Source organism: Photobacterium sp. SKA34 (assembly GCF_000153325.1).
Taxonomy (GTDB): Bacteria; Pseudomonadota; Gammaproteobacteria; order Enterobacterales; family Vibrionaceae; genus Photobacterium.
Map to the genome: position 1 here is coordinate 168,076 of NZ_CH724141.1, position 17,677 is coordinate 185,752.

The following is a 17,677-nucleotide window of genomic DNA, read 5'->3' on the forward strand; positions in this document are numbered from 1 at the left end:
CTCCCGCATTTGTGTGAAACTATGTCTTATTTGGCATTTTCATTTCTATAACCCAGTTCAAACTTCTTTCATTTCACTTACTCCCCCACTTTTTTATCTCTACTTTTATTGATTTAGCCCCTCATCATCTCGCCATTATTCCTATTAGAGTACGGTGTATTCCTCCTATTTAGTGGTTAGAAGCAATATGACAACAATTAATCAAGAACGCCTTATTTCTCATTTTATTGATCTCATCAAAATCGATAGCGAATCAAAAAACGAAAAAGCGATTTCAGAAGCCTTAGCCGAACAACTCGGACAGTTAGGTTTCAGCGTTTCTAAATTACCTGTGCCTGAAAGTATTTCTAATGGTTCTAACCTTTACGCAAAGCTTGATGGTGAACTTGAAGATAGTATTGTTTTAAGCTGCCATATGGACACCGTAACACCAGGAAATAGTATTGAACCAATTATTGAAGATGGTGTTATTCGCTCAAAAGGCGACACCATTCTTGGTGGTGATGATAAATCGGGTATTGCTGCCATCATCGAAGCGGTACGTACCATTAAAGAAAACAACAAAGCCCATAAAACAATTGAGTTGGCTTTTACGGTTCATGAAGAAGGAGGATTACAAGGCTCGAAGCACTTTGATATGTCGTATATCACCGCAGGTAAAGCAATTGTGCTTGATTCAGGCGGTGCGATTGGTGCGATTGTAACGAGTGCGCCCGGCCAACAAAGCCTAAAAGTTACTATTAAAGGTAAACCCGCTCACGCAGGACTTGCACCTGAGGAAGGTATCAATGCACTGACTGTTGCATCTGATGCTGTGATGAATATGAAATTAGCACGCATTGATTACGAAACAACCGCTAATATTGGTATTGTCTCTGGTGGCCAAGCCACGAATATCGTGATGCCTGAATTGTATCTTGCGGCTGAAGCACGTTCACTTAACGATGATAAGCTTGCTACCCAAGTTCAGCACATGCTTGATGTATTCAACACAACAGCAGAAAAGCATAAAGCGCAAATTGATATTCAATCTACACGCTCTTATAACGCTTACTCTATTGCTGATAACGATCCACATGTTATTGAAATAATGACTAGTTTTAAAAAAATGGGATTAGCGCCATTTACTGTGTCGACTGGTGGTGGTAGTGATGCAAATATCTTTAATGAAAAAGGGTTAAAAACCGTGAATCTATCAACAGGTATGAGCAAAGTGCATACTACGGAAGAATTTATTACCGTCGAAGATATGACCAATATTACTGAGTTTTTATATTCTTACTTAACCAATAAATAACCTTATCGAAGTTTAGTTTCACAGAAATTGGCCTTAAAATTTTTTAAGGCCTATTTTTCGATAGAAAAGTAAATTTAATGTCAATTATCTTCGAGCATGTATTCTTATTCAGTTTTTATTCAAGTTTCTTGTGTAAGGATTCATCAAGTTTGGATTGATGTGATCTAGGGTGAAGAAAATGAAATCAACAAAAAATAATGCAATTGACAAAGAACTCTTCATTACTGCATTGAATGAGTGCTATCGCCGCTTGAATGAAACAGGCTTGACTGTAAAAGATCTTTCAAAAGAGGGTTTTACACTATTATTCCAATCAGCTTATAAAGCAGTAACTACTCGATGAAATATTAGCAAGACGTAACGAAAACGTCTTGCCATAATCATTCAAGTAAAATGCCTATTTAACCACGGTAGTAACGTTGTGGGACAAATGGCATTTTTTCGATCGTCATCGGTAACTTCTTACCTCGAACCTCAGCGTATACCGTTTCACCTAGCTTATTAGCTTCTGTGGCAATGTACCCCATTGCGACAGGAATACCTTTTGTTGGGCCAAATGTTCCACTCGTTACAATACCGATTTCATTGTCTTCGGCATCAAATAACTTTGTCCCTTCTCGCACAGGTGCTTTTGATTGCCCCACTAACCCCACACGTTTTCTTAAAACCTGTTTAGTTTGTAATTGCTCTAAAATGATATCAGCGCCGGGAAAACCACCTTCACGTACACCACCAGCACGACGACTTGGCGTAATTGCCCACATTAAGCTCGCTTCAAATGGCGTTGTTGTAGGGTCAAGATCGTGCCCATATAAACATAATCCGCACTCTAAACGTAGTGAATCTCTCGCACCAAGACCAATCCATTCCACTTCATTAAACGCCAGCAACGCGCGTGCTAATTCTTCGGCTTTATCATTGGGTACAGAGATTTCATAACCATCTTCACCCGTATAACCTGACCGACTGACGTAACATTCAACGTCTAATAACGTCATTTTAGCCGCATCCATAAACACCATATCGCTAACCGTAGGGTTTAATTCAGCAAGTACCATAGCAGCCTTAGGACCTTGTAAGGCAAGTAACGCGCGATCTTCAATCACTTCTAATTCAACGCCATCTTTTAAATGGGCTTTTAAATGAGCAATATCTTGTTCTTTACAAGCCGCATTAACGACTAGGAAAAGATGATCACCAAAATTCGTCACCATTAAATCATCTTCAATACCGCCATTCTCATTGGTAAAAACTGCATAACGCTGTTTACCTACAGGTAAATCAAGAATATCAACAGGTACTAACGTTTCTAATAATGTAGCGGCATGTTGCCCTTTTAAGCGTACTTGCCCCATGTGTGATACATCGAACAACCCAGCAGAATCACGACAATGTATATGCTCTTTTTTTACTCCTAAGCCATATTGCACAGGCATATCATAGCCAGCAAATGGTACCATTTTCGCTCCCATTTCAATGTGTAAGCCATGTAATGGGGTCTGCATAAGTTGTTGAGACATAGTTGCACTCCGTTATCTAGTTGGTGTCCATATAATTGGTAACGTAATTGTAAAATTGGTGATGCTTTAAGTCGTTCGATGGCATTAAGATGCCGTCACCCAGAGAATTAACGCATCTTCTTCACTAACAGATGTCAGCATATGACCCATTGTCGCGTCGTAATAGGCAGAATCCCCTTCGACTAAATGAATCGGCTCATAAAATTCAGAGAAAAAAGTAATTTCGCCTTTTAATACCAGTAAAAATTCCTCGCCGTCATGGCGAATCCACTCGCTATAGTCATCAAAAGATCGTGCGGGCACGTGTGATTTAAACGGCATCATCTTTTTATTAGTTAATTGTGTAGCAAGCAGTTCATGTTCATAGGTTGAAGTAGGATGAGGTCGACCTTCACCATACCGCGTAATATCACGTCTGCCCGAAGCTGTGATGCTTTTAGGTGGTTCAAAAAGTTGGGGGATATCGATAGCCAACCCCGTAGCGAGTTTCTGCATCGCTTGATACGTGGGTGATATTTGCTCGTTTTCAATCTTTGACAAGGTTGAACGTGCAAGTCCTGTACGCTTACTGGCTTCTTCAAGAGTTAGACCTAAAGAAACACGAATTTCTTTTAGCCTCTCACCTAACTTTAAAGGCGCAATATGCTCTGCGGCTTGAGTTTTTTCGATCCGCATCGATGGATAAACATCCTGGATATATTCATCTGTCATATCACTTCCTTTTTCTTCTCCCACCCACACACCACAACTCTCGACCCTCATCATAGTTTCTTATAGGAAACTTAATAAAACTCACATCACAAAGTCATGATCTTTTTTAAAAAAATGTTACCTACGAGGCATACATTATCGTTAAATCCATTTATAAATAGGTAATATTATGGATTTAGTGATGAAAATTAGCGTTTGTTAACTAAATTTAAACTTAGTATAACCATATTAGAAACAAATCAACATGACAAATAGCAAACGTTTGCGTAGAATCACACAATAGATATTGAAAACGTGTTCCACTATAAGAAACTTTTATCAAATAACCATATAACCGGTGGGTTAAGGAGTACAAACATGGAATCAACATTAAAGTTTACCAGTAGCCACGAATGGATCCGTAATAACGGTGATGGAACAGTGACGGTTGGTATTTCTGATCATGCGCAAGGTTTATTAGGCGATGTGGTATTTGTTGATTTACCTGAAGTTGGTGATACGACAGATGCTGGTGATGCATTCTCTTTAGTGGAATCAGTAAAAGCCGCTTCTGACATTTACGCCCCTATCACAGGTGAAGTTGTTGCCATTAATGAAGATTTAGAAGACAGCCCTGAACTGGTTAATGAAGAACCTTATGAAGGCGGCTGGATTGCAACCATCAAGCTTAGCAATACTGATGAATTGACAACATTAATTGATGCTGAAACCTATCTTGCTTCAATTGAAGAAGACTAAATTATAAAAACAAAGATCGGGTACAACACTCGATCTTTGTTGCTTTGCCATTTACAGCATTACCGATGAATATCCCTAAGGCCAGACACTGGTAATTAGGACAACGTTCAGGAAAGAACCATGACCAATACTACTTTTCTTCAAGCTCTCAGTGACGATAACGATTTTTCACATCGCCATAATGGCCCTAATGCACTCGAACAACAGCGAATGTTAGAAACTATAGGTGTCGGTAGTATTGACCAACTTATAGCGCAAACCGTTCCTGCTTCCATTCGTTTAACAGAGCCGATGACATTACCACAGGCACAAAGTGAAGCGGCAATGCTGGCAGAACTTAAACAAATCGCTGGCAAAAACATCATCAATAAAAGTTATATTGGTCAGGGTTATTACAACACGTTTACCCCAAATGTTATTCTGCGTAATGTATTAGAGAACCCTGGTTGGTATACCGCTTATACCCCTTACCAACCAGAAATCTCTCAAGGACGTTTAGAATCTCTGCTTAACTATCAACAAATGATCATGGATCTAACCGCCATGGAGCTGGCTAATGCATCACTACTAGATGAAGCCACTGCCGCAGCGGAAGCCATGACACTATGTAAGCGCGCAGGTAAAAACAAAAGCAATGCGTTTTTCATCTCAACTGATCTTCACCCTCAAACCATTGATGTTGTTACTACACGTGCAAAATACATTGGTTTTGAAATCATTACAGGCAGTGTAGAAGATCTCGCGAAACACGATGTATTCGGTGCTTTACTGCAATACCCTGCCAGTAATGGTGAATTAAAAGATCTAACCGACATCATTGACGCGGCACATGATAAGAAAACATTAGTCGCGGTGGCGTCTGATCTACTGGCATTAACCGTATTAAAAGCACCGGGTGAGATGGGCGCTGATGTGGTTATTGGTAGTGCGCAACGCTTTGGTGTACCGATGGGCTTTGGTGGTCCACATGCTGGCTTTATGGCAACCAAAGATAAACACAAACGTACTATGCCGGGTCGTGTCATTGGCGTATCTAAAGATGCCAAAGGCAATCAAGCACTACGCATGGCAATGCAAACCCGTGAACAGCACATCCGACGTGAAAAAGCGACTTCAAACATTTGTACAGCGCAAGCACTGCTTGCCAACATGGCAGCGTTTTATGCCCTGTACCATGGTCCTGAAGGCTTAAAGAAAATAGGTCGTCGTGTTCACCACTTTACAGCCGTTTTAGCTGCTGGTTTACGCAATAATGGTTTTGAACTAGAAAACCAACACTTCTTCGACACGCTAACAATCAAAACAGGCACTAAAACTAACACGCTATATCAAAAAGCACTTGATGCCGGTGTTAACCTTCGTAAATACAGCGATAAGCTAGGTGTAAGTATTGATGAAACCACCCTTGCTGAAGATATCGAGCAGTTACTTGGCTTATTTACTAATCAAGATCTTAAAGTATCGATGTTCAGTGATGACATTGCTGCTGATGAGTTTGCTGCGATTCCACCAGCGTGTCGCCGAAGCAGTGCATACCTAACCCACTCTGTGTTTAGCCGCTACCATAGCGAAACACAGATGATGCGTTATATGAAGCAGCTAGAAAACAAGGACTACTCATTAACTCACGGTATGATCCCACTGGGTAGCTGTACCATGAAGCTAAATGCAGTAGCAGAAATGATCCCTGTCACTTGGCCTGAGTTTGGACAACTGCACCCATTTGCACCACAAGCACAAACATTAGGTTACCAAGAATTAGCTAAAAACCTATCTGAAATGCTGTGCTCAATCACGGGTTATGATGCGTTCTCGCTACAACCAAATTCTGGTGCACAAGGTGAATATGCCGGTCTAATCGCTATTCAGCGTTACCATGAAGCCAATGGCGATAGCCACCGTAATGTTTGTTTGATCCCAAGCTCTGCGCACGGTACTAACCCAGCGTCTGCGGCAATGGTTTCAATGAAAGTAGTGGTAGTGGGCTGTGATGAGTTAGGTAATATCGATATTAATGATCTAAAAGCCAAAATCGAAAAACACCGTGATGCGCTGTCATGTATCATGATCACCTACCCGTCTACCCATGGCGTGTATGAAGAAGCAGTACAAGAAGTGTGTGATCTTGTCCATGAAGCTGGCGGTCAGGTTTACCTTGATGGTGCTAACATGAACGCGCAAGTAGGTTTAACTAGCCCAGGCTTTATTGGCTCGGATGTTTCCCACTTAAACCTACACAAAACCTTCTGTATTCCTCACGGTGGTGGCGGCCCAGGTATGGGACCTATTGGTGTTAAATCGCACCTTACACCGTTCTTACCGGGACATGTTGAAGGTACAAATAGCGATGAACAGCAATATGCCGTGTCTGCGGCAGCATTAGGTTCAGCGTCTATTTTGCCTATCTCTTACGCTTACATAGCGATGATGGGAGAACAAGGTTTAACCCAAGCCACTGAACTTGCCATTTTAAATGCAAATTACGTAATGGAACGCCTTCGTCCACACTACCCTGTTTTATACCGTGGTACTGAAGGCCGTATTGCGCACGAATGTATTATTGATTTACGTCCAATCAAAGATGCCTCTGGCATTTCAGAAGAAGACATCGCAAAACGATTAATGGATTATGGCTTCCATGCCCCAACCATGTCGTTCCCTGTTGCTGGCACATTAATGATTGAGCCAACTGAATCTGAAGACATTGCAGAGCTTGACCGCTTCTGTGACGCGATGATTGCGATTAAAGAAGAAATCAACCTTGTTCAATCTGGCGAGTGGCCATTAGACGATAATCCACTGGTTAACGCACCGCACAGCCAAGTTGATATGATGGAATCAGAGTGGAACCACGCTTATAGCCGTGAAGTCGCTTGTTTCCCATCAGCACACACGAAAGCAGCGAAATACTGGCCGAGTGTTAACCGTGTTGATAACGTATTTGGCGACCGAAATCTTGTATGTTCTTGCCCAAGTATTGAGAACTATATTGAAGACTAAAGCCTATTTGAGATAAAGAATAACATTCGTTAACTTATAGCAAAACCTAAAAGCGAACCCATAAGGTTCGCTTTTTTTTATGAGCAGAATAGATATACATTTTGAAACATTCGCTTGATGGTTAGCGTAATAATAATAGTCATAACAATATCGTAGAATCGCTAACTCACATTTGGACATTAACTAGTTTACTGATAAGTCCGTTTAACTCATTTTTCTCAATTTAGGTTTACTTAAAGTATTAATTGATTAAAAAGGCAAGCTCAGGAGATGTCTTGCTTGGTACAAACTCTGTTATTTCGTAATTGGCTAGATTATAAATTTTAAAAGGGTCATTATTTAGTATTGTCTCTAGTTCACTGCGATTTTCAGCTTGTGCAAGAATAATCCCACCAGTGCGGGGAACTTTTCTACCAGAAGCTATGAAAATACCTAACTCGTAGTACTTATTTAGGTACTCAATATGATCTTCAAGGTACTTATCAACTTCAGACATTTCACTAATATAAGTTAAAGATACAATAAACATTGTGAATCCTCGTTTAAATTATCGTTGGCCATAGTAAGAGGAAATGATGCATTAAACCCTTTCTTTGTGCACTCTTTGAGAAGAAGCATCACATAAATTAGTACTTTACGCCATATTCAGATAAGAAAAACAACGACAAAAACAACGACAAAAACAACGAGAAGATCCTAACTTTAATGATCGTTGTAGTGGTCAACTAAAATTGGCCACGGTTTTAGAGTTTTCCCAATATAATCGTTCTGATTCGTTGGGAGTTAGGCCGCCATTATATTGATGCGGCCTGAGTTGACAGTAATACCCGATAATGTAGCGGATGATCTCTTGTTGAGCTTCAGCAAAACTACGATAACCCACTGTTGGCACCCATTCGGTCTTTAAGCTTCTAAAGAAACGCTCCATTGGTGCATTATCCCAGCAATTTCCTCGGCGAGATAAACTCTGTTTTATCTTAAAACGCCACAGTAATTGACGGTACTTTCGACTTGTATAGTGGCTACCTTGATCGCTGTGGAACATGACGCCTTTCGGCTTACCACGCGACTCATAAGCCATTGAAAGAGCTTTGCCTGTCAGACTGGAATCAGGTGATAAAGACATCGACCAACCAATCACTTTGCGGGCAAAAAGATCAATAACAACCGCTAAATACATCCAGCGATTTCCTGTCCAAATATACGTAACATCACCAACCCAAACTTCATTTGGGGCGGTAACAGCAAACTGTCGGCCCAAGTGATTTGGAACCTCAACATGTTCTTGAGAAGCCTTTCTGTATCGATGCTTTGGCTGTTGGCAACTGACTAAACCAAGCTCTCTCATGAGTTTTGTTGCTCGGTATCGGCTCAGTTTTAAACCCTGATTTGTGACTATATCTGCAATAGTCCTCGCTCCCGCAGAGGCGTTGCTTGCTGCGTGGGCCTCACTAACTAAGCTGCGAAGTTTGACTGTTTCCGCCCTAATCGCTGTTGGACGCTTTAGCCAATAGTTATAACTACTTCGATGAACATTGAAGACTTCGCATAATGTTTTTACGCTATAGCTCTGCTTGAGTTTCTTGATCATCAAGAATTGTTCAGTGAGTCCGACATCAACAGAGCCGTGGCTTTTTTTAATATTTCATTATGCTCTTCAAGACGAGCTAACTTCTTTTTTAATTCCCGAATTTCTATTTGCTCAGGGGTCATAGGCGAAGCTTTTGGCGTTTTGCCTTGTCGTTCTTGTTTAAGCTGACGAACCCATTTATCCATCGTGGATTTACCCACATTCATGGCTTGGGCGGCTTCTGCCACTGAGTAATTTTGATCAATCACTAACTGTGAAGCCTCGAGCTTGAATTCTGCGCTGAATAGTCGTCTTGTACGATTTGTCATAGTGTCACCTGTTAACGTATGAAGTGATGATATCACCTCTAACTAAGTGACCAAATTCACTATGCCACTACACGTCGACAATAGTAAGAAGTTTTCAACTAATATACGCAATTTTTCTTTCACTGAAATGATATTTTTCATGCAAAAATCTCTCTAAATTATCTCCATTAAACTTTTTATCACACTTAGTAACTATAAAAGAATGTCGTTGTGCGCCTTTGACAAGCACAAAAAGTATAACGCCATAAGCTATGCCTTTTTTAGACAATTCATAACGTTTATTACCGGATAAACACCCCGCGTTAAAAGCAGCATACATATCTGTTAAATTAAATACTTTATCTCTATCATCCAAAAATAAGAATTTTGATTATTTATATATCTAGGTAGTCCAATAAATTAACTTTTAATATTTTTTTTACGATAGATATAACATTAGATTGCTTTCGAGTGGCAAACTAAACCCTATACCCGCTGTCTATCGATAATATTTTAATATATAACAGCGTACTCGAATTACATTATTCACTTTTTAGTAAATAAACCCAATCCATATAAGAATAAAGCTATATTTTTTCATCCACATTACTTTAAATATTAACGACTATAGTTAACGTTACACTTTTAGGTATTTATAAAATAATAAATCCGTTTCTAACGCAAAAAATTTGAATTAACTTAAGGATAGGGATATTTAACAAAAGAAACATTAATAATAAAAACTAATTTTTAATTTATAAATTAAATTAACAAAGTGAAATAAACTCGTAACCGATTGTTATATTTATACAACCATTATCTTAACCATAAAAAGAATTTTAAAACTCAGAAACCCTAGAATCCACTCAATTAGATTCAATGATAATAGGTATAAATATTTTCATATAAAATTACTCTATGTGATATTTTGCGCAAATCATTTATTTCCTCTGAAATATTATTATGGAGAATATTTATAAGGAGTAATAAATGAAAATTAAATTAATCAGCATCCTTACTGCTGCTTGTATGACATCTTCAACATTTGCTTGTACAACTATCTTAGTTGGTAGTGAAGCATCTTCTGATGGTAGTTTTATAATTGCAAGAAATGCGGATCATAGTTCACTTGTTAATCAGCACTGGTTTTATCATCAGCCACAAACTAATGAAGGTGGTGAATTTAAATCGACTGGTAACGGATTTACTTATGCTTTACCGAAGAATAGTCTTGGATTTAGTAGCTTCTCTAAAGCTAAAACAAACGATAAATCTTTTGGTTCTGCAGGTTTTAATGAACTTGGCATTGGCATGTCAGCAACAGAAACAATTTATAATAACCCTAAGTTACTGAAAGTTGATCCTTATAATGAAGCAACAGGAATTAATGAAGATTCTATAGTAAACGTAATCTTACCTCGTATTCACTCAGCTAAAGAAGGAGTAGAAGTTCTAGGCAAAATTATAGAAGATAAAGGTGCAGCAGAAGGGTTTGGTGTTGCTTTTGTTGATCGAGACGGCATTTGGTATTTAGAAACAGGCAGTGGTCATCAATGGATGGCTACAAAAATAGAAAATGATAAGTATTTTGTTTCAGCAAATCAGGGGCGTCTGCAAAAAATAGATCTTAATGATAAAGATAATTATCTATCTAGTCCTTACTTGATCAAGTTTGCTCAAAAAAATGGATTATACGATCCAGATAAAGATAGTGAATTTAATTTTCATAAAATATACTCCGTTGATAATGTAAATGATATTACTTACAACTACCCTCGTGTTTATGAACTCCAGCATCTCTATAACGATCAAATAAAAACAACCTTAGATAAGCCTTTACAGTTTCCTGTATTTAAGTCACCAAGTGAGAAACTTAGTGTTAATGATGTAAAAGAAGGGCTAAGAAATCACTATCAAGGTTCGAGTCATGATCCTTACGCTAATAGCAATCCTAAAGAGTTATATCGACCAGTTTCAGTATTTCGTGCATATCAGTCCCATATTTTACAAGTAAGACCAAATTTACCTAAGTCAATTGGTGAAGTTGCTTATATTGGCTGGGGGATGACGGATTTAACACCTTATATTGCATTCTATCAAGGGGCTAAAATTCCAGCAATATACAAAACAGGGGTTGGTACAAAAGCAGATAATATCTCTGCTTATTGGCAAATGCGGAAAGTGCAGACATTGGCGATGACTAATTACAATGAATTTGCACCGATAGTAAAAGCTGCTTATAAAAATTTTGAGGAAAAACAAGCCAATTTAATGAAAGATACAGAAAAGCAATATTTAGAATTGGTAAAAACGGATCCTAAAAAAGCCCAGATACTATTAAATAACTTCGAACAGCAAGTTACACAACAAGCTATGGCTACGGCTCGTGAGCTTGAAAATACATTATTTACCAAGCTGACATATAATATTGATGAGACATACCATTTCAGTGGTGCATAAAGCATAGTCGCAAATGACATATTAAAAGCGGCGTTTCACGCTGCTTTTTTTATTCCACGTTAATTAATAATTTTTATCTTTTTTAAATCGATTTTCTCGCTTGAGAGTAAGGTATATTAATCAGGCAGTTTTAAAGAGAATATGTTCCATGTGGCTAAAAGTGTAACGTTAACATTAATAATTAATATCTAAGTTTATGTGGATGAACAGAAAGAAAGTTATGTTCTTATATGGCACGTTGTTTCTCTACTGATAGAAATTGAATAATGCAATGTTAGCAAACTCATTTCTGTCCAAACCTTCATAGTTGGCACTTCGTAGCTCATATGACTTCATAATTAAGAAATGCCCCGAGATAATTTAGATTTAAAGTATCTGTAACATCTGGGACATGCGTTTAGCCTACGAAAAATTATTCTAAATAAAGCTATCCAACCAATGGCCTACTAATCATTATTTAACAAGCTCAACCGTTTCACGAACCAATGCCGCAATCTCGTCCCACTGTTCGTTCTCGATCATGTTTGGAGATACCATCCACGTTCCGCCGCAGCACACCACGCGATCGACTGCTAAGTAATCGTTGACGTTGTGTTTACCGATTCCCCCCGTAGGCATTAACGACACATCAACATAAGGCGCTAATAGAGATTTCACCATATTGATACCGCCAGACGCTTCAGCAGGAAAGAACTTCAAGAAGTTAAGGCCAAGTTCAAGCGCTTGTTCTACTTGGCTTGGGTTGTTTACGCCAGGAACGATTGGCATTCCAATCTCTAGGCAACGCTTAACCGTATTTGAATTCAGTCCAGGCGCGACGATAAACTCACTGCCAGATTCTTTCGCAAGGTCTATTTGCTCTATTGTTAGCACTGTACCTGCACCAATACACATCTCTGGGTAGGCATCACGCATTGCACGGATCGAATCTGCTGCCGCTTGTGTTCGAAACGTCACTTCTGCCACTGGCAGGCCATTTTCGACTAATACTTTTGCCAGTGGAACCGCATGTTTTACCTTGTTGATTTGTATAACAGGTATTACTTTGAATTGCTTAAGTGTGTTGATCATTTCTTGAGACATAATAAGTTCTCTTTATTTTTTAATTAAGTGATTCATAGCGCTTACCGGGATGATGGCGCCTGAGTATTGAATAACAGTGGAAGCTAACCGATGACCTAAATCTGCAGCTTCCCTTGCACTCTCGCCATTGAAGTGTGCAGCCAAATACCCCGCCGCAAATGAATCGCCAGCAGCGCAGGTATCAACAACATTTGGAACAGGTATTGCTGATACGTAACTCTCTTCGATTATGCCTTCTTTCGCATGCACGAGTTTACAAGGTTCGCAACCACGTTTGATAACGATCTCTTGGCAACCCAAACGAAGGCAGCGTTGTTGAACACTCTCGAAGTTACCCCAAACTAGCAAATCGTCGTCTTCGGTAATCAACGCGATATCTACGAACGGGAGAAACTTAGCGTACCAGTGCTGAGCTTGTTCAGTAGTCCAAAGTTGTGGGCGGTAGTTATTATCAAAAATTACCTTACCGCCTTGGTTTGAGAAAAGGTTAATTGCTTTTAATAGACGCTCTCGTGAAGCATCATTTAAAATTGCGATACTAATGCCACTGATATAAACCGCGTCGACTCGGTTATCTATTAGCGCAATTTCAAACTTATTCAGACCGTCAAATTGAAAGTAATATTTTACCGCCGCATCGTTGCGCCAATAATGAAAATGCCGCTCACCTGCCCCGTCAGTTTCGACCATATAAAGACCAGGAAGCTTGTTCGCAATACGTTCTACTAAATGAGTTTGAATACCCTCTAACTGCCAACTATTCATCATGTTTTGAGACAGTTCATCACGACCAAGACCTGTAGCGTAATGTACTGATAGATCGGTATGTTGAGTTAAACGAGACAGGTAAAGCGCTGTATTTAGCGTATCACCACCATATTTTTTGGTTAATGGAGAGCCGCTGATTTCGACCATACATTCGCCAAAAAAAACTATATTGCATTGTGCAGATGCCGACATAGCCGATCCTAAAAAGAGAGATTAATGGAGAATATGCCCTGCTGCTAAAGCAGGGCCTGAATTAAGCAAACCTTTAGTGGAATTTTGGTTTAGCTTGTCTGACTTACTGGACGTTGAGATGAGGCTTCTCCAAGTCCACCAGCCTTAGAAATATCCATTTCCATTAGAGCACGCTCTTCATCAAGGATCGTTTTTGCCATTTCTGGTGTTACTTGGTTAGCAGGAGTCACTAAACTCACTGCTACACCCGCTACAAGAGCAAACAAGCATGAAGGGATAACCGGGTTGCCCCAAAATGCTGTGTAATCTGCATTTAGCATTACCACGAATGAAACCACAGAAGCACCCAATAGCGTTGCAAGCGCACCTTGCCAGTTATAGCGTTTCCAAAATTTACCCAACATACCGCACACAAACATGCCTGACATTACTGTTGAGATCATCTTAGTGATGTAACCAATGATATCGTTTGACGTTAATGCGAACAGTAGTGCAAAACCAATCACCACAACTAAAGCTAAACGCGAGTAGTTCATCATTGATTCTTTATTTGGTACACGACCCGTGAACATCACGTATACGTCACGCAGTAGGATTGACACACCCGCAATAGCATCTGAGCTTGCACTCGACATGGTTGCAGATAGGCCAGCGATAAGAACAATCATGCCCACACCAACAGGCAGTACTGATACTGCAATGTAAGGGAACGAGAAGTTCGGGTTATCCAGCGTTGGATTGATAGCGAGTGCCGCCATACCAATGACAGCAGGGATAATTGAGAAGAAAAGGTACAACACACCAGAAGCGACAAACGAGCGACGAATAGTTGAAACATCTTTACCAGAGTAGATACGTTGACGGAATGAAGGCGTCGCAAGCACACCAACACCGATAACGACAGCTAGAGAAACAGCAGGCAGAATACCCAGCTTATCAATTGCTAAAAAGCTCGTAGCTGCAGGTTCCATCGCAGCGTAAAGGTTATCCATGCCACCGATGTAGTTTACAGACATAACCGCCATTAAGATGAAACCAGCAAAAAGAATGATCGCTTGAATGGTGTCGGTCCATACAACAGCAGTGTAGCCACCGATTACCACGTAGATAGTGAATGCCGCTGCTATAATAATCTTCGCAAGGTTAAGGTCGATATCAGCAATCCACGCTAGGTACATACCACCTCCGAGGATGTGAGCACCTAACCATCCTATTGACGCGATAAATATAAGTAGGCCAACCACGTTTTTTACAATTCGGTTAGCACCTACGTAATACGCTAGCTCCTCACTCATAGTCATGAAGTTCAACTTACGAACAGGAGCAAACCACAACGCAAGCAATAGGATGCCAAAAGCACCGCCAATTCCATACAAAGCTCCTGCCCAACCATTTGCGTAGCCAAAGCCAACCGCTCCCATACTGGAACCCGTCCCGACCATCGTCGCAACCGTTGTACCAAGTACTAAGAAAAGTGGTAATCCACGACCTCCTAATAAAAAATCTTCACCAGATTTTTGATTACGCGAAACAAACCAGCCTAACCAAATTAAAAAACATACGTACACGCCGAAGCCTGTAAGAAAAAGAGTGCTGTTCATTTGACACCTCTCATTGAAATATAAAGCTCATTCCTGAGCTTTTATTTATGATTCATTCATTTTATATTTCATATAATCACTTTATTAATTTTTTATATTTTAATTAAAGAGATTTATATAAATGTAGGGGGAAAGCATTTAGGAATTAATTATAAGAATAAGTGCGTCCTAATACTCTCTAATTAGGTTATTGAAATTAGATTATTACCATACGCGATCAGCACGATAGCAAGTCACATCGACTTCAACTTTCACATCTACTACTAGGTCACAAACCATGCAGATACGTGCCGGTGGGTTAGCACCAAAGAATTCTTGGAATACCTTATTAAAAGATTGGAAGTAACGTGAATCAGTTAGCACAACCTTTACATGTACTACGTTTTCTAGGCTATAGCCTGCTTCAGTCATGATATCGATACAGTTTTTGAACGCTAGGCGAGACTGGTCAACAATCCCCCCCTCAACCACTTCACCATCGGTCATCGGTGTCTGTCCAGATACGTATAGGAATCCCCCAGCTTCAGTCGCACGTGCAAATGGTAAATGTTGTCCACCTGTACCTGTACCGCCCTCAACACCGTAACGTTTTATAGCCATTTTTAACTCCAGTCATTTAATTAATAATATTATTTCTATTCCAACATTTTCAAATCAACTCATCGTTTTCATTAGTGAAAAAATCAAAATAATTCGTCATTTTCATTAGTAAATTTAAATTAATTAGTAATTTTCATTATGTATATTTAATAAAAATTAAAATTCTAATTACGGTAAATAAAAACGCCCGAACGATTATTTCTAACTTTCCCTTTTTGGTAACTTAACTCACCATTTACAAATACACTGACTATTCCTTCAGCAACTGAAATAGGATTTTCGAATGTTGCTGTGTCCTTAATCTTCTTTGGATCAAATAAAACTAAATCAGCAAAAGCGCCACAGCGAACTTCACCTCGGTCCGTTAAGTTATAACGCTGAGCCGACATACCAGTCATTTTGTATATTGCTTCTGGTAGCGCGAACAATTTTTCATCTCGACAGTAGTGACCAAGTACTTTTGGAAAGGTCCCCCATAATCTTGGGTGTGGATGCGGATCATTCGGTAAGCCGTCAGAGCCGATCATGGTCAATTTGTATTTCAAAACGCGTTTTACGTCGTTCTCATCCATGCAGTGATACACCGCTCCCGCTGGTTGAAGTGCTTTTGCCGTCTCCATCAGAGATAAGTTCATCTCATCAGCAACCTGCTTAAGCGTTTTCCCTGCATGCTCCGGCTTTGCTTCAGACCAAGTAATGAAGATATCAAAATCATCCGTTACCTGTTTCAAATCTAATGTCGAAGAGCTCGCTGAATATGGGTAACAATCACAAGACACATCTTGGTGTTCAGATACTTTGTCCATTAGGTCGAGAACTTCAACAGTTCTGCCCCAATTCCCCGCACCGGCACATTTAAGATGAGAGATAACAACCGGTACTTTTGCATATTGCCCAGTCTCAAACGCTTCTTCCATCGCGCTTAATATCTCTTCGAACTCAGTACGCATGTGCGTGGTATAGATGCCACCGTGGCTAGACAGCACTTTTGCTAATTGCATCACTTCATTGGCGTTCGCTTGTTTCGCACTTGCGTAAGCCAAACCCGAACTTAAACCTAATGCACCTTGCTCCATGGCTAAATCAAGATTGTTTTGCATTGCAAAAATTTCATCTTCAGTTGCGGTGCGTTGCAAGTCGTCCATCACTTGATTGCGCAATGTAGTGTGGCCAACCAAGGCTGATACGTTTACCGCTGGTTGCGCATCTTCTACTGCTTGTGCATACGCCGAAAAAGTTGGGTATTTGAAATCAGTCTGCGCGCCTAAAAGGTTCATCGGATCTGGAGGATCACCCGCTAACACTGTTGGCGATGCGCTGATTCCACAATTGCCAACAATCACGGTTGTGACACCTTGGCTGATCTTTGGTAAGCAGTCTGGGTAACGTATTACGTTAGTGTCGTCGTGTGTGTGAACATCGATAAAGCCAGGAGCCAATACTAAGCCAGATCCTTCGATTAACTGTCCGCAATCTTCATGATTAATACTTCCAATTTCGGCGATTTTTCCACCTCGGATAGCTACATCGGCACAAAACGATTTTTCACCGGTGCCATCGACCACCTCTACATTTTTAATTATTGTGTCGAATAACATTTCTCAATCTCAATCCACCTTGTTGATGGAGTTATATTAGAAATCCAGTCGATTATATTCAGTGACAAAACACACATAATACTTTAATTTGTGTGATATTTTCTACCACAAAAAGAAACGGAAAACATATTTATACAATTAAAAACAGCAATTTAAAGAATGTTAAGAGGAAGCAATGAATCATCAACTCACACAAGATAATGTTATAAAGTATCAAAAAAATTGTTTAGT

At 39.8% G+C, this 17,677-nt stretch carries 15 protein-coding genes; 5 read left to right on the forward strand and 10 right to left on the reverse strand.

Annotated features, from left to right (window positions below):
* Window positions 1–187: 187 nt before the first annotated feature.
* Together SKA34_RS02125 and SKA34_RS23255 are read left to right on the forward strand one after the other, a co-directional pair.
* A complete protein-coding gene (locus SKA34_RS02125; protein WP_006643847.1) occupies window positions 188–1,297 on the forward strand; it encodes a M20/M25/M40 family metallo-hydrolase in 1,110 nt (369 codons plus the stop codon).
* Between the two features lie 178 nt (window positions 1,298–1,475).
* Window positions 1,476–1,640 (forward strand): hypothetical protein, encoded by a 165-nt coding sequence (locus SKA34_RS23255; RefSeq protein ID WP_006643848.1) that lies wholly within the window; start codon window positions 1,476–1,478, stop codon window positions 1,638–1,640.
* A 58-nt stretch (window positions 1,641–1,698) separates the two neighbouring features.
* Here the strand turns inward: SKA34_RS23255 and gcvT are convergent, their stop codons facing one another.
* Window positions 1,699–2,817, reverse strand: a complete 1,119-nt coding sequence (gene gcvT / locus SKA34_RS02130) for a glycine cleavage system aminomethyltransferase GcvT (protein ID WP_006643849.1) — start codon at window positions 2,815–2,817, stop codon at window positions 1,699–1,701.
* A gap of 84 nt (window positions 2,818–2,901) precedes the next feature.
* Window positions 2,902–3,528: a helix-turn-helix domain-containing protein gene (locus SKA34_RS02135; RefSeq protein ID WP_006643850.1), complete on the reverse strand. Its 627-nt coding sequence runs from the start codon at window positions 3,526–3,528 to the stop codon at window positions 2,902–2,904.
* Window positions 3,529–3,885: 357 nt separating this feature from the next.
* On the opposite strand from SKA34_RS02135, the gene gcvH reads away from it, so the two are divergent.
* Window positions 3,886–4,266, forward strand: a complete 381-nt coding sequence (gcvH, locus tag SKA34_RS02140) for a glycine cleavage system protein GcvH (protein ID WP_006643851.1) — start codon at window positions 3,886–3,888, stop codon at window positions 4,264–4,266.
* Window positions 4,267–4,386: 120 nt separating this feature from the next.
* A complete protein-coding gene (gene gcvP, locus SKA34_RS02145) occupies window positions 4,387–7,266 on the forward strand; it encodes an aminomethyl-transferring glycine dehydrogenase (protein ID WP_006643852.1) in 2,880 nt (959 codons plus the stop codon).
* A gap of 241 nt (window positions 7,267–7,507) precedes the next feature.
* Here gcvP and SKA34_RS02150 read toward each other — a convergent pair whose 3' ends face one another.
* The 3 genes from SKA34_RS02150 to SKA34_RS02165 form a co-directional block, all read right to left on the reverse strand.
* Window positions 7,508–7,795 carry a YciI family protein gene (locus tag SKA34_RS02150; RefSeq protein ID WP_006643853.1) on the reverse strand — a complete coding sequence of 96 codons (288 nt, stop codon included), beginning with the start codon at window positions 7,793–7,795 and terminating at the stop codon, window positions 7,508–7,510.
* 192 nt (window positions 7,796–7,987) lie between these two features.
* A protein-coding gene (locus SKA34_RS02155) for an IS3 family transposase (protein ID WP_086004105.1) occupies window positions 7,988–9,165 on the reverse strand; the annotation gives its coding sequence in 2 pieces (ribosomal slippage) (window positions 7,988–8,907 and window positions 8,907–9,165; 1,179 coding nt in all).
* A gap of 94 nt (window positions 9,166–9,259) precedes the next feature.
* Window positions 9,260–9,520 carry a hypothetical protein gene (locus SKA34_RS02165; RefSeq protein WP_157044439.1) on the reverse strand — a complete coding sequence of 87 codons (261 nt, stop codon included), beginning with the start codon at window positions 9,518–9,520 and terminating at the stop codon, window positions 9,260–9,262.
* Window positions 9,521–10,134: 614 nt separating this feature from the next.
* Between SKA34_RS02165 and SKA34_RS02170 the strand changes: the two genes are divergently transcribed.
* The gene (locus tag SKA34_RS02170; RefSeq protein ID WP_006643855.1) at window positions 10,135–11,604 is read left to right on the forward strand and encodes a C69 family dipeptidase; all 1,470 of its coding nucleotides are present in this window, start codon (window positions 10,135–10,137) and stop codon (window positions 11,602–11,604) included.
* A 453-nt stretch (window positions 11,605–12,057) separates the two neighbouring features.
* Here the strand turns inward: SKA34_RS02170 and SKA34_RS02175 are convergent, their stop codons facing one another.
* From SKA34_RS02175 to SKA34_RS02195, 5 genes are all read right to left on the reverse strand, one after another.
* Window positions 12,058–12,687, reverse strand: a complete 630-nt coding sequence (locus SKA34_RS02175; protein ID WP_006643856.1) for a bifunctional 4-hydroxy-2-oxoglutarate aldolase/2-dehydro-3-deoxy-phosphogluconate aldolase — start codon at window positions 12,685–12,687, stop codon at window positions 12,058–12,060.
* A 12-nt stretch (window positions 12,688–12,699) separates the two neighbouring features.
* Window positions 12,700–13,647: a sugar kinase gene (locus SKA34_RS02180; RefSeq protein ID WP_006643857.1), complete on the reverse strand. Its 948-nt coding sequence runs from the start codon at window positions 13,645–13,647 to the stop codon at window positions 12,700–12,702.
* 89 nt (window positions 13,648–13,736) lie between these two features.
* A complete protein-coding gene (locus SKA34_RS02185) occupies window positions 13,737–15,248 on the reverse strand; it encodes a sodium:solute symporter family protein (protein ID WP_006643858.1) in 1,512 nt (503 codons plus the stop codon).
* Window positions 15,249–15,452: 204 nt separating this feature from the next.
* Window positions 15,453–15,848 carry a RidA family protein gene (locus tag SKA34_RS02190; RefSeq protein ID WP_006643859.1) on the reverse strand — a complete coding sequence of 132 codons (396 nt, stop codon included), beginning with the start codon at window positions 15,846–15,848 and terminating at the stop codon, window positions 15,453–15,455.
* 164 nt (window positions 15,849–16,012) lie between these two features.
* Window positions 16,013–17,446 (reverse strand): amidohydrolase family protein, encoded by a 1,434-nt coding sequence (locus tag SKA34_RS02195; protein ID WP_006643860.1) that lies wholly within the window; start codon window positions 17,444–17,446, stop codon window positions 16,013–16,015.
* Window positions 17,447–17,677: the final 231 nt, after the last annotated feature.

Excerpts from the sequence above, each read along its gene's own strand:
- SKA34_RS02170 (WP_006643855.1), top strand. The coding sequence starts at position 10,135 with ATGAAAATTAAATTAATCAGCATCCTTACTGCTGCTTGTATGACATCT.
- SKA34_RS02150 (WP_006643853.1), bottom strand. The coding sequence starts at position 7,795 with ATGTTTATTGTATCTTTAACTTATATTAGTGAAATGTCTGAAGTTGAT.
- SKA34_RS23255 (WP_006643848.1), top strand. The coding sequence starts at position 1,476 with ATGAAATCAACAAAAAATAATGCAATTGACAAAGAACTCTTCATTACT.
- SKA34_RS02185 (WP_006643858.1), bottom strand. The coding sequence starts at position 15,248 with ATGAACAGCACTCTTTTTCTTACAGGCTTCGGCGTGTACGTATGTTTT.
- SKA34_RS02180 (WP_006643857.1), bottom strand. The coding sequence starts at position 13,647 with ATGTCGGCATCTGCACAATGCAATATAGTTTTTTTTGGCGAATGTATG.
- gcvP (WP_006643852.1), top strand. The coding sequence starts at position 4,387 with ATGACCAATACTACTTTTCTTCAAGCTCTCAGTGACGATAACGATTTT.
- SKA34_RS02195 (WP_006643860.1), bottom strand. The coding sequence starts at position 17,446 with ATGTTATTCGACACAATAATTAAAAATGTAGAGGTGGTCGATGGCACC.
- SKA34_RS02135 (WP_006643850.1), bottom strand. The coding sequence starts at position 3,528 with ATGACAGATGAATATATCCAGGATGTTTATCCATCGATGCGGATCGAA.
- SKA34_RS02125 (WP_006643847.1), top strand. The coding sequence starts at position 188 with ATGACAACAATTAATCAAGAACGCCTTATTTCTCATTTTATTGATCTC.
- SKA34_RS02175 (WP_006643856.1), bottom strand. The coding sequence starts at position 12,687 with ATGTCTCAAGAAATGATCAACACACTTAAGCAATTCAAAGTAATACCT.
- gcvH (WP_006643851.1), top strand. The coding sequence starts at position 3,886 with ATGGAATCAACATTAAAGTTTACCAGTAGCCACGAATGGATCCGTAAT.
- SKA34_RS02190 (WP_006643859.1), bottom strand. The coding sequence starts at position 15,848 with ATGGCTATAAAACGTTACGGTGTTGAGGGCGGTACAGGTACAGGTGGA.
- gcvT (WP_006643849.1), bottom strand. The coding sequence starts at position 2,817 with ATGTCTCAACAACTTATGCAGACCCCATTACATGGCTTACACATTGAA.